The organism is Bradyrhizobium algeriense, assembly GCF_036924595.1.
GTDB lineage: Bacteria > Pseudomonadota > Alphaproteobacteria > Rhizobiales > Xanthobacteraceae > Bradyrhizobium > Bradyrhizobium algeriense.
In genome coordinates this window covers 4,592,270-4,608,173 of record NZ_JAZHRV010000001.1, presented here as the reverse complement: position 1 = coordinate 4,608,173, position 15,904 = coordinate 4,592,270, and the positions used below count along the sequence as shown (strand labels likewise).

Annotated in this window: 12 protein-coding genes; 10 read left to right on the top strand and 2 right to left on the bottom strand. The window is 63.1% G+C overall.

Annotated features, from left to right (window positions below; translation table 11 throughout):
* The first annotated feature begins 842 nt into the window (after positions 1-842).
* The 3 genes from V1286_RS22295 to V1286_RS22285 all read left to right on the top strand — a co-directional run bounded on the left by V1286_RS22295 (position 843) and on the right by V1286_RS22285 (position 3,759).
* Positions 843-1,841 carry a TRAP transporter substrate-binding protein gene (locus V1286_RS22295; RefSeq protein WP_334482667.1) on the top strand — a complete coding sequence of 333 codons (999 nt, stop codon included), beginning with the start codon at positions 843-845 and terminating at the stop codon, positions 1,839-1,841.
* An 86-nt stretch (positions 1,842-1,927) separates the two neighbouring features.
* Positions 1,928-2,443 (top strand): TRAP transporter small permease, encoded by a 516-nt coding sequence (locus V1286_RS22290; RefSeq protein ID WP_334482665.1) that lies wholly within the window; start codon positions 1,928-1,930, stop codon positions 2,441-2,443.
* Positions 2,440-3,759, top strand: a complete 1,320-nt coding sequence (locus V1286_RS22285) for a TRAP transporter large permease (protein ID WP_334482662.1) — start codon at positions 2,440-2,442, stop codon at positions 3,757-3,759. The genes V1286_RS22290 and V1286_RS22285 overlap by 4 nt, the downstream gene beginning before the upstream one ends.
* Here V1286_RS22285 and V1286_RS22280 read toward each other — a convergent pair whose 3' ends face one another.
* A complete protein-coding gene (locus V1286_RS22280) occupies positions 3,760-5,256 on the bottom strand; it encodes a sensor histidine kinase (protein WP_334482659.1) in 1,497 nt (498 codons plus the stop codon).
* 151 nt (positions 5,257-5,407) lie between these two features.
* On the bottom strand, positions 5,408-6,670 hold the full coding sequence (locus V1286_RS22275; protein WP_334482657.1) for a serine hydrolase domain-containing protein: 1,263 nt from the start codon (positions 6,668-6,670) through the stop codon (positions 5,408-5,410).
* Positions 6,671-6,807: 137 nt separating this feature from the next.
* Here V1286_RS22275 and V1286_RS22270 point away from each other — a divergent pair, with 137 nt between their 5' ends.
* The 7 genes from V1286_RS22270 to V1286_RS22240 all read left to right on the top strand — a co-directional run bounded on the left by V1286_RS22270 (position 6,808) and on the right by V1286_RS22240 (position 15,621).
* Positions 6,808-7,722, top strand: a complete 915-nt coding sequence (locus V1286_RS22270; RefSeq protein ID WP_334482654.1) for a dioxygenase family protein — start codon at positions 6,808-6,810, stop codon at positions 7,720-7,722.
* A 340-nt stretch (positions 7,723-8,062) separates the two neighbouring features.
* Positions 8,063-9,382: a CmpA/NrtA family ABC transporter substrate-binding protein gene (locus V1286_RS22265; RefSeq protein ID WP_334482652.1), complete on the top strand. Its 1,320-nt coding sequence runs from the start codon at positions 8,063-8,065 to the stop codon at positions 9,380-9,382.
* 67 nt (positions 9,383-9,449) lie between these two features.
* Positions 9,450-10,358, top strand: coding sequence for a nitrate ABC transporter permease (gene ntrB, locus V1286_RS22260; protein ID WP_334482649.1), 909 nt, complete (start codon positions 9,450-9,452; stop codon positions 10,356-10,358).
* Positions 10,359-10,370: 12 nt separating this feature from the next.
* Positions 10,371-11,165 carry an ABC transporter ATP-binding protein gene (locus V1286_RS22255; protein ID WP_108514505.1) on the top strand — a complete coding sequence of 265 codons (795 nt, stop codon included), beginning with the start codon at positions 10,371-10,373 and terminating at the stop codon, positions 11,163-11,165.
* Between the two features lie 84 nt (positions 11,166-11,249).
* A complete protein-coding gene (locus tag V1286_RS22250; RefSeq protein ID WP_334482646.1) occupies positions 11,250-11,675 on the top strand; it encodes a globin family protein in 426 nt (141 codons plus the stop codon).
* Positions 11,676-11,684: 9 nt separating this feature from the next.
* Positions 11,685-12,902: an NAD(P)/FAD-dependent oxidoreductase gene (locus V1286_RS22245; protein ID WP_334482644.1), complete on the top strand. Its 1,218-nt coding sequence runs from the start codon at positions 11,685-11,687 to the stop codon at positions 12,900-12,902.
* 13 nt (positions 12,903-12,915) lie between these two features.
* Positions 12,916-15,621: a nitrate reductase gene (locus tag V1286_RS22240; protein ID WP_334482642.1), complete on the top strand. Its 2,706-nt coding sequence runs from the start codon at positions 12,916-12,918 to the stop codon at positions 15,619-15,621.
* Positions 15,622-15,904 lie beyond the last annotated feature (283 nt).

The window sequence follows — 15,904 nt, the reverse complement described above, 5'->3', positions numbered from 1 at the left end:
TTCATCCGCATTTGCCGTGTTTAAAGTCAGTCCAAACCGTGAGGTTGTAAAGTGAACCACAGGAATCCTGAGATATTACTGGATGGTAGCCAAACGCATGCGCGTATTGGAAGCATCCTGATACCGGCGCCGCCACCCACTTAAAGCTGTCGGCACCCGGGGCGAATTTGGCGAAAAGCCCCGCCCTCTACATTTGACAAAATATTCGACAAACCACAACCACCGCGAGTTCAAAGGACACAGATTTTGGCCGGCATACTTACTGCGTAGCGCTTAAGCACCGGATTTTTACGGGGTTTGCCGGCCAAAAAGGGGATCGCTCACAGCGCGTGCCGGCTCCACATCGGCGTGCAACGCGTGAAATGCCAGCGGCAAGTGATGCCTGACAGAACGCAGCACCGTTCAGTTCCGGTTTTCGGATCAAGCGTGACGGGAAATTGCGGCAAGCCGCGTGCTTGCACGTCATCCGCGCCTCTGACGGAGCGGGCCAGACCCGACATCGCGCAACATTTGCGGCATGTCGGTTGCCTGCGCAATGAACATCGCCGTCGGCGTCAGATGGAATCGCGAGATGTTGCCTCGGCAACTATTATGCCGGGAAGCCGTGACGCGTGCTTGCGGCTATTTGCGGATGGGACACCGGCTCGGCCCGCGCCTCCGGGGCGGGATTTGCCGAATGATTGCAATCATCGGCCCGGCGTCTGCGGCCTATTGGCCTTGGGTACTGCTTAAATTGGCTTCCACAGCCGCGCTGTTTTGCATACGCTTTGCGGTAGTGGCCGCGTCGTCGGCCAGGCCAAAGTCCCGCTTACAAGGGACGGGCATTACAGGGGAGGAACGCCATGAAGCGAAGAACCGTACTTGCGGGCCTTGGTGCGACGGCGGCTGCCGGCGTCTTGGGCATGCCATCGATCCTGCGGGCGCAAGCGCCCGTCACGCTCAACGGAGCCGTGCAGTTCAACGACGACCACGCCTTCACCAAGGCGCTGACCCGGTTTGAAGAACTGGTGAAGAAGTATTACGGCAAGCCCGTCAACTTCACGCTGCACAAGAATTCATCGCTTGGTCTCGAGAAGCAGTATTTCGAGTACATGTCGCAGGGCAAGGCGGTCGATTACGGCATCGTCTCGCCGGCCCACATGTCGACCTTCGCCAAGGCGGCGCCGTTCATCGATGCGCCCTTTGTGTTCAAGGGCATCGAGCACATGAACAAGGTCGTCGAGAAGAATATCCTGGCGCCAGTCGCCGATGAAATCGCTGTTAAGGCCGAGGTGGTGTTGATCGGCTATGCCGGCGGCGGCATCCGCAACATCTTCGCCAACAAGCCGCTGAAGAACCTCGCCGATCTCAGGGGTCTCAAGGTGCGCGTGCAGGGCGCGCCGATCTGGTCGAAGACGTTTGCCGCCGTCGGCATGAGCCCGACCGTGATCGCCTACAACGAAGTCTACAACGCCATCCAGAACGGCGTGATCTCGGCCGGCGAAAACGAGGCGGCCGGTGTCGAGGCGATGAAGTTCTACGAAGTAGCACCGCACCTCAGCCTGACGCAGCACGCGGTATCGATCCGGCCGATCTGCTTCTCGGTGAAGACGCTGAAGACCCTGCCGAAGGATCTGCAGGACGCGATCATGAAGGCCGGCAAGGAGGCCGGCGACTACGGCCGTCAACTGGAGTCGAGCGAGGAAGTCGTCAAGCTCGACACGCTGGAGAAGGCCGGTAAGCTCAAGCGCGTTCCGTTCGAGGAGCGCGACGCCATGAAGAAGCTCGCCGATCCCGTGATGGCCACCTACGCCAAGGAAATCGGCGCCGAGGGCATCTTCGAGAAGATCAACGTCGCCTGAGAATTGTCGCCGCCCGCGCGGCAGGAAGTCGGGGCAAGCCAGATCGGCTTGCCCCATTCCGTGATCGCTATCCCTCCGGAGCCATGATGACTGAAATACCAATGCCGCCGAACCCGTCGCTATGGCGTCGAGCGACGGCGGCCTATGCAAAATTGCTGGAAGTCCTGCTCGCCGCCTGTGTCGGCATTCTGGTCATTCCGGTCACGTTGCAGATCATCTCGCGCTACACGCCGTTCATTCCGTCCTACATCTGGACCGAGGAGATGGCGCGGTTCATGTTCGTCTGGACCATCATGATCGGCGCCATGGTCGGCATCAGAGAGTCGCAGCATTTCGAGGTCGACGTCTGGCCTGACCTGTCGCGACGAGGCGAGGCCATGGTGCGGATTCTCGCGCGGCTGGGCGTGCTGGCGATGGCGGTGGTGTTTGTGTGGGCCGGGCTCGAATTCACGCGGTTCGCCTGGAACCGAACGTCGGAACTGGCGGACCTGCCGCTCTGGATGATCCATGTCGCATGGCCTGTGGCTGGGGTGACGTGGATCGTATTTGCGGGTGAGCAGATACTTGATGAAGCGCGGGTTGTGCTTGGGGCAAGACGATGAGCGGCAATGTTCTTTCTGCCGGACAGGCCGCCATGGTCCTGTTCGGGGTCTTCGTCGGCCTGCTCATCATTCGCGTGCCGGTCGCCTTTGCGCTCGGCCTTGCCTGCGTGCCGATCCTTTTGACCGAGCCTCGCCTGTCGATCATGACGCTCGCGCAGGAAACCTTCAACGCCTACAATTCGTTCATCCTGCTGGCGGTGCCGTTCTTCCTGCTCACCGCCAACCTGATGAGCATCGGCGGCATCACCGACCGCCTGGTCGCGTTGTCGCGCTCGATGGTCGGGCACTGGCCGGGGTCGCTGGCGCAGATCAACGTCGTGCTGTCGGTGTTCTTTGCCGGCATCTCCGGCTCCTCCACCGCGGACGCGGCGAGCCAGTCCAAGATCTTCATCGACGCCCAGACCAAGGAGGGGTACGACCTCTCGTTCTCGATCGCCATCACCGCGGTCTCCGCCGTGCTCGCCGTCATCATCCCGCCCTCGATCCTGATGATCGTGTGGGGCGGGCTGATCTCGACCTCGATCGCCGCGATGTACCTCGCCGGTATCGTGCCGGGATTGCTGATCGCCGGCGCGCAGATGGCGACGGTGCATGTCTATGCCGTGCGCCGCGGCTATCCGACCTATCCGAAGGATAGCTGGCGGGACATGTGGTGGGCGATTCTGCGGTCGATACCGGCGCTGACGACGCCGTTCATCATCGTCGGCGGCATTTTGCTGGGATGGTTTACCGCGACCGAATCCGCCTGCGTCGCGGTGCTCTATTCCGTTGCGCTGTCGACGTTCTTCTACCGGGAAACCGGGGCGCGCCAGCTCTACAAGGCGTTGCTGGACACCGGACGTCTCGCCGGCGTCGCGCTGTTCTGCATCGGTACCGCGAGCGCCTTCGGCTGGCTATTGGCTTATTACAGGATTCCGCAGGAACTGCTGGCCAATGTCTCGACCTGGGGCATGGGCGCGATCGGGGCCGGCTTCTTCATCTCCTTCTGCTTTCTGGTGGTGGGCTGCTTCCTCGACGCCATTCCGGCGATCATCATCGTCGGCACTGTGCTGGAGCCGCTGGCGAAATCGGTCGATCTGCACCCCGTTCAGTTCGCCATCATCTCCATCGTCTCGCTGGCCTTCGGGTTGGTCACGCCGCCCTATGGCCTGTGCCTGATGATCGCCTGCTCGATCGCGGGCGTGCGGCTGCGCTATGCGCTAAAGGACACGATTATCATGCTGATACCGATGATGCTGGTGCTGGCTGCATTGATCATTTGGCCGAGCGTCTCGCTGTTCCTGCCGCGGTTGATCGTGCCGGAGATGCTTAAGTAGCTATTCTTCCCGGTCGAGCGCGCAAGTCACGGTGTAGATGACGCCGCGCGGCAGGAAGTCGACGGTCGCTTCGCCGCCGAGCTGGTCGCGCGCGCTGCGCTCGATCAGCCGCGAGCCGAAGCCGCGCTGCACCGGCGCCGTGACGGGCGGGCCGCCTGCCTCGGTCCAGATCAGCCGCAGCTTGCGCCCGTCGCTCTCCTCGAGGATCTCCCAGTCCACCGCGACGGTCCCGGTGTCGTTCGACAGCGCGCCGTATTTGGCGGCATTGGTCGCGATCTCGTGCACGATCATCGACAGCACCACGGCGAGCCGCGGCGACAGCGGAACCTGCGGCCCGAACATCCGCACCCGCTCCGGATAGGGTTGCAGCACCCGCGCAATCACTTCCCGCAACTCCGCGCCCTGCCATTTTTCCTGGCTCAGCAGATTGTGCGCTTCCGCCAGCGCACCGAGCCTTCCCTCGAACTTCTCGCGCTCCGCCCGACTCGCGCTGCGGAACGTCTGGGTGGCGATCGACTGCAGGACCGCGAGCGTATTCTTGACGCGGTGGTTGAGTTCCTCGATCAGGAGATTGTGAAGCATCTCGCCGCGGGCGATCTGGGTCGCCATCCGCACCGCAAAGGCGAGGCCGACCATCAGCAGGACAGCGCCCATCACGCTTGTTATCGCCAGGTTGCGCCAGAGCGGCGCGATCAGCGAGCTTTCGGCCACGCCCGCGGCAACCGTCCAGCCGGTGAGCGAGGAACGGGCAAAGCTCGTAATCAGCGGCACGCCCTCGAGCGATACCGTCGGCACGGTGGTTTCGGGGTTGTGGGACATTTCCGCATAGAGCGAGGGCGATGCACGCTTGCCGACGGTCTCCTGCGGGTTCGGCACGCGTGCGAAATTGGTGCCTTCGCTGTCGAAGATCGAGATGGTCCAGTCCTTGCTCGGTCGCTGCTGCTCGATCATAGCCTGAAAAATTTCGATCGGCGGACTGAAGGAGATGTCATAAAGTACCTGGTCATTCTGGATGACAGGTACTTCGACCGTCACGATCAGCCGTTGCTTCACCGACCCGAAGAACAGGTTGGAATAAACCGGCTTCTTTTCCGCGAACACCTTTTCGACCATGGCAAGGTTGTTGCGTAATGGCAGGTTTGCCGTGTCCAGGGTGAGCGAGGAGAACACCTGGCGGCCTTCGCGGTTCGCCACCAGCACGATGCCGCCTTCGCCATACTGGTCGAGGAAACCCTGGCAGATGCGGCGGAATCCCTCGATATCTCCGTCGCGCAGCTCGTTTGTCAGCGACAACATATGGAGCGCGCCGGTGATCCGCTGCATCTCCGCGTCGAGTACGAGGCGAACGCTGCGCACGGTTTCGAGCACCCGCTGGGTCGCGTTATTCCGGTCCTGCTTGTAATTGTTGTAGACGATGCCGGCCGCGAAAATGATCAGCGGCAGCGTGGTTCCCGCGACCAGCAGGGCGAGACGCACTGGCAATGAAGGTTTCGGCAACGCAAGCCCCGGGTCGGCGCCAATCGGCCGAAGCATAGGAGAAGCCGCTGAATTTCGCCAAGGATATTAGAGGTATGCAAATCCGCTCGACAGGGCGCCGAGGTTCCGTGGCGGTCGCCTTGGCCGCGGAACCCTGGAATGACCGTGTGTCTCAGAGATTGCTGTCGGTGATGGCGGCATACACCATGGTGCGCAGTTCGCGCCGCAACGGATAGGCGCTCGACGGCAGCACTTGCGTCATGAAGATCATGATCAGTTCTTCCACGGGGTCGATGAAGAACGAGGTCGTCGCAGCACCGCCCCAATTATATTCGCCGGGGCTGCCGGCAATGAGTGTCTGCGAGGGGTTCATGGTGACGGCGAAGCCCAGACCGAAGCCGATGCCATTATAGGCAGCTTCGGAGAATAGCGAACGCGACATCGCCGGCAGGTCGGCGCCGCCGGGCAAATGGTTCGAGGTCATCAACTTCAAGGTCTTCGGACCGAGCAGGCGGACGCCGCCCAGCTCGCCGCCATTGAGCAGTGCCCGGCAGAAGGTGAGGTAGTCGGCTGCGGTCGAGCACAGGCCACCGCCACCGGAAATGAACGAGGGCGGCGACAGAAACGAACTTGTGGCCGGGTCGTCCTGCAGCGTCAATTTGGCCTCGCCGGCAGTCATGCCGATCTGCACGCCGGCCGAATAACACGCCGCGAAGCGATGCGCCTTGTCCTTTGGTACGAAGAAATCGGTATCCTTCATCCCGAGCGGATCGAGGATACGTTCCTTGAGGAGCTGTTCGAACGGCTTGCCGCTGATCAGGCCGATGAGGTAGCCGACCACGTCGGTGGCGACGGAGTAGTTCCAGGCTTCGCCCGGTGAAAACTCCAGCGGGATTTTTGCGAGGTCGTCGATCATGGTTTGCAGCGTGCCGGCCTTGACCACTTCGCCGATCTTGGTCTCGCGATAGGCGGCATCGACATTGCTGCGCTGCTGGAAGCCATAGGTAAGCCCCGAGGTGTGGCGCAGCAGGTCCACGATCAGCATCGGCCGCGCCGGCGGGCGGGTCAGGAACGCCGGGTGGGTGCCGGCCACGAACACGCCGAGGTTCTTCCATTCCGGAATGTATTTGTGGACGGGCTCGTCCAGCGCGACGCGGCCTTCCTCCACCAGCATCATGAAGGCTACGCTCGTGAGCGGCTTGGTCATTGAATAGATGCGGAAGATCGTGTCGTCCTTGACCGGCGCCTTGCGCTCGAGGTCGGCAAAGCCCTGCACGGTCGAATGCACGATCTTGCCGCGGCGGTAGACCAGGAGCTGCGTCCCCGGGAAGCGTCCGCCGTCGACATAGCGCTGCTTCAGGTGATTTTCGAGGCGATCGAGCGCCGCTTTCGACATTCCGGCTTGCTCGGGCGAGGCAGGGGTGGGGGCTAACATCGGGACGAGTCTCCGGCTGGCTATTGGCAGCCTTGATAGCCGAAAAGTGTGCTCCGTTCCAATCAGCCGCGCTTACCCGGCGTGGGACGCTGGTATAGGCTGACGCCAACCCTCGTTTATTCTGCAGGACAGCAAAAATGCGCCAATTCAGCGAAACCGAACTGACCGCCGCCGTAATCCGCAGTTTCGACGATACCCCGGATCCGCGCGCCAAATTCCTGCTGCAGGAACTGGTGAAATCGTTGCACGACTATGTCCGCAGAACCGATCTCACCTTCGAGGAGTGGGAATATGCAATCGACTATCTGACCCGGACCGGCCAGAAGTGCACCCCGATCCGGCAGGAGTTCATCCTGCTCTCCGATGTGCTTGGCGTGTCGATGCTGGTCGATGCCGTCAACCACCGGGAGCGCGAGGGCGCCACCGAGACCACAGTGCTCGGCCCGTTCTATGTCGGCGAGCACAAGGTGGCGCCGCATGGCACCGACATCTCGGCCAATCTGCCGGGCGATCGGATGTTCGTGCAGAGCCGCGTCACGGACCTCGAAGGCAAGCCGCTGGCCGGCGTGCCGGTGGACATCTGGCATGCCGATGATGACGGCTTCTATGATTCCCAGAAGGCTTCCTACGCGACGGAGGGGCCGTCCTCGCGGGCGCGCTTCATCACCGATGCCGACGGGCGGTTCTTCTTCCGAACCATCCTGCCATGCAGCTATCCGATCCCAACCGACGGTCCGGTCGGCGAGATGATCGTGCAGACCCGTCGCCACGCGATGCGACCGGCCCATGTGCATTTCCTGGTCGACGCGCCCGGCCACCAGCCGCTGATCACGCATGTCTTCATGGATGGCGACAAATATCTCGATTCCGACGTGGTGTTCGGGGTCAAGGACGAGCTGGTCGCCAAAATCGAAAAGCGGACCGATCCGACGATGCCGGACGGCAAGCCGGCGGCCACCCCGTGGCACCTCATGACCTACGAATTCCGGATGAAGCCGGGCGGGGGAAGTGCGCCGAAACCGATGATGGCGAAGGCCACCGAGGACGCTTAAGGCAGCGAGTATGCAGCCTGCCCAATTCTTGTGCGGCGCACAAGAATTGGGCGAATCGCAAATTTAGAATGCGAATAACGGTTCCGGACATGGCGCGATATTCCGCCGCATCCGACGAATACTTAATTGATAAAACTAGATTTTTTGCGATGCAAAAGGCTTGGCACGAAGCTTGAATAGCTTGTGTCGACGCCATTGAAGCCGTCCCTCGAGACCACTCATCCGAATTGTGTCGCCACCATTCCGGGGCCTTCCTGGAACGCGCCCTTCTGCGCCTAGCGCGGCGACCCCAATCGGACGGCCCCGTTTCAAGCACTGACGCAAAAGGACAAAGACGCCCATGACGAAGCCCACCAATCCGACCTCACGCCGCGGTCTCAGCCGCCGCCAGATCCTCAAGGCGACCGGCGGCACGGCGGCATTGCTCGCCGCCGCCAGGCTGAATTTCCCCGCCGGCGCCTTTGCGCAAGGCGCGGGTCCGGAAGTCACCAAGGCGACGCTCGGGTTCATCGCGCTGAGCGATGCCGGGCCGCTGTTCGTCGCCAAGGACAAGGGGCTGTTCGCCAAATACGGCATGCCAGACGTCGAAGTCGCCAAGCAGGCTTCGTGGGGCACGACGCGCGACAACCTCGTGCTCGGCTCGGAAGGCAACGGCATCGACGGTGCGCACATCCTGACGCCGATGCCGTATCTGATCTCGGCCGGCAAGGTGACGCAGAACAATCAGCCGACGCCGATGTACATCCTGGCGCGGCTCAATCTCGATGCGCAGTGCATCTCGGTCGCCAAGGAATATGCCGACGCCAAGGTTGGCGTCGATGCCTCGCTGCTCAAGGCGGCCTTCGAGAAGAAGAAGGCCGCCGGCAAGGCGGCCAAGGTCGCGATGACCTTCCCGGGCGGCACGCACGATCTCTGGATTCGTTACTGGCTCGCCGCCGGCGGCATCGACCCCGACAAGGATGTCGAGACCATCACGGTGCCGCCGCCGCAAATGGTCGCCAACATGAAGGTCGGCACCATGGATGCCTTCTGCGTCGGCGAGCCGTGGCCCGGACAATTGGTCCATCAGGGCATCGGCTATACCGCGATCAACACCGGCGAAATCTGGAGCAAGCACCCGGAGAAATCGCTCGGCATGCGCGCAGCCTGGGTCGACAAGAATCCGAAGGCCGCCAAGGCGATCCTGATGGCGGTGATGGAGGCGCAGCAATGGGCCGACAAGATGGAGAACAAGGACGAGCTCGCCACCATCATGGGCAAGCGGCAGTGGATCAACTGCCCGGTCGAAGACATCGCCGATCGCGCCAAGGGCAAGTTCAACTACGGCATTCCCGGCAAGGTCGTCGAGAACTCGCCCCACATCATGAAGTACTGGCGCGACCACGCCTCCTATCCGTTCCAGAGCCACGACCTCTGGTTCATGACCGAAGACATCCGCTGGGGCAAATTCGAAGCGGGCTTCGACAGCAAGGCGCTGATCGGCAAGGTCAACCGCGAGGATATGTGGCGCGACGCCGCCAAGACGCTCGGCGTCGCCGCGGCGGACATTCCGGCTTCCACCTCGCGCGGCAAGGAGACCTTCTTCGACGGCAAGGTGTTCGATCCGGAAAACCCGGCTGCGTATCTGAAGTCGCTGTCGATCAAGCGTGTTGATGTCTGATCAAGCCCGGGCCGCGCGTAAAGTGAGCGGGCGGCCCGCCTTTTTTGAACACGGAGATACAATTTCAATGTCGATGCCTGCGATCAAAGCTGAAGCCACCACGGTGGCCATTCCGACCGCACCGCCGACTGCGGCGGCGCCAGTGGTCACGATGACGCCGAAGCAGGCGCCGCGTGCCGAAAAGTACATCAAGATGGCAAAGGAGACCGCGGTGCGCGTCGTGCCGCCGCTGATCGTGCTTGCGCTGTTGATGCTGTTCTGGGAGCTGGTCTGCCGCCGCACCGGCTCGACACTGCCGCCGCCATCGAAAGTCTTCAAGGACACCAAGGAACTGATCCTCGATCCGTTCTTCGATAATGGCGGCATCGACAAGGGTCTGTTCTGGCACCTGTCCGCCTCGCTCCAGCGCGTCGCGTATGGCTATTCGATTGCCGCCATCGTCGGCATCGGGCTCGGCACGCTGGTCGGCCAGTCGGTATGGGCGATGCGCGGGCTCGATCCGCTGTTCCAGGTGCTGCGCACCATCCCGCCGTTGGCATGGCTGCCGCTGTCGCTTGCCGCGTTCCGTGACGGCCAGCCCTCGGCGATCTTCGTCATTTTCATCACCTCGGTGTGGCCGATCATCATCAACACCGCGGTCGGCATCCGCAACATCCCGCAGGATTATCGCAACGTCGCAGCGGTGGTGCAGCTCAACCCGCTGGAGTTCTTCTCCAAGATCATGATCCCGGCGGCGGCGCCCTACATCTTCACGGGTCTTCGCATCGGCATCGGCCTGTCCTGGCTTGCCATCGTCGCGGCTGAAATGCTGATCGGCGGCGTCGGCATCGGCTTCTTCATCTGGGACGCCTGGAACTCCTCGCATATCAGCGAGATCATCCTGGCGCTGTTCTATGTCGGCATCATCGGCTTCGTGCTCGACCGCCTGATTGCGGGAATGGCGAAGATCGTGACCCGCGGCACCGCACTGAGCTGAAGGAAACATATCATGCAGGCCTATCTGAAGCTCGACCACATCGACAAGACCTTCACCCGCGGCAACGCCACCACCGAGGTGCTGAAGGACATCAACCTGACGATCGAGAAGGGCGAATACGTCTCGATCATCGGCCATTCCGGCTGCGGCAAGTCCACGCTGCTCAACATCGTCGCCGGCCTCACCGACACCACCCAGGGCTGCGTGCTGCTGGAGAACCGCGAGGTCAATTCGCCGGGGCCGGACCGCGCGGTGGTGTTCCAGAACCACAGCCTGCTGCCATGGCTGACGGTCTATGAGAACGTCCGGCTCGGCGTCGACAAGGTGTTTGCCTCGACCAAGACCCGCGCCGAGCGCGACGCCTGGGTGATGCACAATCTCAATCTGGTGCAGATGGCCCACGCCAAGGACAAGCGTCCGTCCGAAGTGTCCGGCGGCATGAAGCAGCGCGTCGGCATCGCCCGCGCGCTCGCGATGGAGCCGAAGGTGCTTTTGCTCGACGAGCCCTTTGGCGCGCTCGACGCGCTGACCCGCGCGCATCTGCAGGACTCGGTGATGGCGCTGCACCAGAAGCTCGGCAACACCATCCTGATGATCACCCATGACGTCGACGAGGCCGTGCTGCTGTCGGACCGCATCGTGATGATGACCAACGGTCCGAGCGCACGGATCGGCGAAGTGCTGGAAGTGCCGCTGGCGCGCCCGCGCAAGCGGCTCGAGCTCGCGACCAACCCTGGCTACCTCAAGTGCCGGCAGCGCGTGCTCGAATTCCTCTACGAGCGGCATCGCTTCGTCGAAGCGGCGTAGCTGCGTTATTCGCGTGTTGGCGGTGAACTATTGTTCCCGCCGCACGACCAACTGGATTGCCCTTAACACGCGAGGAGAGTTTCGGTGAATCCAACACAAATCAACCTGGTTCAGGAGAGCTTCGCCAAAGTCGCTCCGATTTCGGAGCAGGCCGCGGTTATATTCTACGATCGTCTGTTCGAAGTCGCGCCAACGGTGAAGGCGATGTTTCCCACCGACATGAAAGAGCAGCGCAAAAAGCTGATGGCGACGCTGGCGGTAGTGGTGAACGGGTTGAGCAATCTTGAATCCGTGTTGCCGGCCGCAAGCGCATTGGCAAAGCGTCACGTCAGCTATGGCGCCAAGCCGGAGCACTATTCCGTCGTTGGCGGCGCGCTGTTGTGGACGCTGGAAAAAGGGCTCGGCGAAGCCTGGACGTCCGAAGTCGCCGACGCCTGGACCGCGGCCTACGGCACGCTGTCCGGTTACATGATCTCCGAAGCCTACGGCGGTACCCAAGCCGCCGAATGAGGATGCACCATGAGCGAACCGCTTGTCATCGTCGGCAACGGCATGGCCGCTGCCCGCCTTGTCGACGAATTGGCCAAGGTAGCCCTTGGCCGCTACGCCATAGCGGTGATCGGTGACGAGCCGCGACTCGCCTATAATCGCGTGCTGTTGTCGTCGGTGCTGGCCGGCGAGACCACCTCGCAGGACATCGAGCTGCGGCCGGCCTCCTGGTGGCGCGACCGCGGCGTCACCCTGAAATATGGCTGCACGGCCACCGGGGTCGATGTCGGCCGCCGCGAACTCAAGATCGAGAATGACGAGAGCGTTCCGTTCTCGAAACTGGTGCTGACCACGGGCTCGTCGCCGCTGCGGCTCAACGTGCCGGGCGCCGACCTTGCCGGCGTGCATACGTTCCGCGACAGCCGCGACGTCGATTTGTTGCTGACGCTGGCTGCGCAGAAGAAGCGCGTGGTGGTGGTCGGCGGCGGGTTGCTGGGCCTCGAAGCGGCCTATGGTCTCGCCAAGGCCGGCGCGCCGGTGACGCTGGTGCATCTGATGGACCGCCTGATGGAGCGCCAGCTGGATGCGCCCGCGGCCGAACTTTTGAAATCCCTCGTCGAGCGCAAGGGGATCGAAATCCTCCTCAACGCCAACACCGCGCGCATCCATGGCGTGACGCGCGTCGAAGGGGTCGAACTGGTGGACGGCCGGCTGATTCCGGCCGACGCCGTGATCTTCGCGGCGGGCATCCGGCCCAACGTTGCGCTCGCCCGGGAAGCCGGCATATCAGTCAAGCGCGGCATCGTGGTCGACGACCATCTGCAGACCGGCGCACCCGATGTATTTGCGATCGGCGAATGCGCCGAGCATCGCGGCATCTGCTACGGGCTGGTCGAGCCGGCCTATGAGCAGGCGAGGGTGCTGGCGCGGCATCTCGCCGGCCGCGAGGCTTCCTATGCCGGCAGCATCGTTGCGACCAATTTGAAAGTCTCCGGGGTCAGCGTGTTCTCCGCCGGCGATTTCATCGGCGGCGACGGCAGCGAGAGCATCGTGCTCTCCGATATCAATCACGGCACCTACAAGAAGCTTGTGATATCAGGCGGGCGATTGATCGGTGCGGTCCTGATCGGCGATGTCGGCGACGCGCTCTGGTATCTCGAACTGATACGCACGCGGCAGCCGACGCAAAGAATTCGCGCCGACATGATGTTCGGCCGCTCGCTCGCGATCCGTTCGGAAGCTGCATAATCCGGTTGCCGCCATGACCGCCATCGATCCCGATCTACGCACCATCAGCACCACCTGCGCCTATTGCGGCGTCGGCTGCGGCATTCTGGCGACGCCGGACGGGCGGGGCGGGGCGGCGATATCGGGCGATCCCGCGCATCCCGCCAATTTCGGCCGGCTGTGCTCGAAGGGATCCGCGCTCGGCGAGACGCTCGGCCTGACCAACCGGCTGCTCTATCCGATGATCCGCTGCGGCAAGGGGATCATGGAGCGGGTGGCCTGGAGCGACGCGCTCGACCATGTCGCCCACAGATTCCAGCACATCATCGCGCGCGACGGCCCCGGTGCGGTTGCGTTCTATCTCTCCGGTCAGTTGCTGACCGAGGACTACTACGTCGCCAACAAGCTGATGAAGGGCTTCATCGGCAGCGCCAATGTCGACACCAATTCGCGGCTCTGCATGGCCTCATCCGTTGCCGGCCACCGCCGCGCCTTTGGCGCCGACACGGTGCCGGGCTGCTATGAAGATCTCGACGAGGCGGACCTCTTGGTGCTGGTCGGTTCGAACGCGGCCTGGTGTCATCCGGTGCTGTACCAGCGCATGCTCGTCAACAAGCAGCAGCGCGGCGCGCGGATGATCGTGATCGATCCGCGCCGGACCGATACCGTCGGCGATGACGATTTGTTCCTGGGGTTGAAGCCGGGCACCGATACCGCGCTGTTCAGCGGGTTGCTCATTTACCTCGCCGACAATGGTGCGCTCGATCGGGATTACATCGAGCGCTACACTTCTGGCTTCGACGACGCGATCGCCCGCGCGCGCAACATGGCCGGCAGCCTCAGTGCAACCGCGCTGGCGACCGGCCTCTCCGAGCAGGACGTCGCGGCATTCTTCCAGATGTTTGCGAGCACCGAGCGTGTCGTCACGATGTATTCGCAGGGCGTCAACCAGTCGGCGCAGGGCACCGACAAGGTCAACGCCATCGTCAACTGCCATCTCGCGACCGGGCGGATCGGCAAGCCGGGCGCGTCTCCGTTCTCGCTGACCGGGCAGCCCAATGCGATGGGCGGCCGCGAGGTCGGCGGGTTAGCCAACCAGCTCGCCGCCCATATGGGATTTACGCCGCCGGATATCGATCGCGTGCGCCGGTTCTGGAAGGCGCCGCGCATCGCCACCCATGAGGGGCTGAAGGCGGTCCAGATGTTCGAGGCCATCGCGCGCGGCGAGATCAAGGCGCTGTGGGTGATGGGTACCAATCCGGCGGTGTCGTTGCCGAACGCCGACGGCGTTCGCGAGGCGCTGAAGAAGCTCGAGCTGTTCGTGGTTTCCGAAAACGTCATCTCCAACGACACGGTCGACGTAGGCGTGCATGTGCTGCTGCCGGCGCAGGCCTGGGGCGAGAAATCCGGCACCGTGACCAATTCGGAACGTTGCATCTCGCGGCAGCGGGCGTTCCTTTCCCCACCCGGTGAAGCCAAGCCCGATTGGTGGATCATGGGCGAAGTGGCCAGACGCCTCGGCTTCGGCGCCGGCTTCGACTTCCATTCGGCGGCGGATATCTTTCGCGAGCACGCCGCGCTCTCGGCTTTCGAGAACGAGGGCGCGCGCGACTTCGACATCGGTGCACTGCAATCGCTGTCGGACAGCGATTTCGACGCCATGGTGCCGGTGCAATGGCCGGTTCGGCAAGGCAACGAGCCGCAGGCGCGCTTCTTCGCCGAGGGCGGATTCTTCGCCAACGATTTCAAGGCCCGCTTTGTCGCGCCGGAAATTCCCGCGTTGCGGACCGAGACCACGGCGGCACGGCCGCTGCGGCTGAACACCGGCCGCATCCGTGACCAGTGGCACACGATGACCCGGACCGGCGAAAGCCCGCGGCTCGGCCAGCATTTGCCGGAGCCCTTCGTCGAAGTTCATCCTGACGATGCCGCCAGGCACGGGCTCGCCGACGGCGACTTCGCGCGGGTTACCACCGATTACGGGCAGTGCACGCTTCGCGTCATCGTCAGTGAACGCCAGCAGCGTGGCATGCTGTTCGCGCCGATCCACTGGAGCGAGGCCAACGCGACCGGCGCGCGTGTCGGTTCGCTGGTGGCGCCCATCACCGATCCGTTCTCCGGCCAGCCCGAGAACAAGGCGACACCAGCATCGATTACGCCTTACGAATATGTCTTCCGCGGCTTCGCGCTGTCGCGCAAGCCGCTGGCTTTGCCTGAGCACGCCTGGAGCGCCCGCGTCGCCGTCAGTGGCGGTCACGGCTACCTGTTTGCCGACAATGCCGATCTGGCGGGCTGGCAATCCTGGCTGAAATCATTCACGACGGACGATCTCGCCGAATACAAGGATTTCGGCGGCGGCGTCTATCGCGCGGCGTGCTTTAGCGGCGACCGCATCGAGACCTGCCTGTTCATCGGGCCCGCGCGGGACGCCGGCGACTGGAACGTCGTGAAAGGGCTGTTTGCCGCCGATACGCTCGGCACCGATCAGCGCCGCATGCTGCTGTCGGGCAAATCGATGGATGGCCTTGCGAATGCCGGCCCGATCGTCTGCGCCTGCTTCGGCGTCGGCCGCAATACCATCTGCGATACCATCGCGGGCGGCGCGCGTTCGGCGGCGGATATCGGTGCCAGGCTGAAAGCAGGCACCAATTGCGGCTCCTGCATTCCGGAGCTGAAGCGGTTGATTGCGCAGGCGGGGCCGGGCGATCCCGCGCAGCGGAAGCTGGCGGCGGCGAATTAGAATTATCCGCCGTCATTGCCTGCGACAAACGCGAAGCGTTTGCGCAAGGGCGCCACCGGGTCGCGCGACGCGCGCCCGATGACAGGCTCCGCGACGACTTGTCCGCCGAAGCTCAAAGAGCGAAGGCGGAAGCAATCCATGCTTCCCCAGGCGGAGAGGAGGGTTGCTGCGCTGCGCTTGCAATGACGCGTCCCGTCTCCCTCGCCCCGCGCAATCTTCGGGGCTCAGCCATGTCGAAGATGCCCGCTAACCGGACATCGACAGGCATGCCAAAACCGACGCG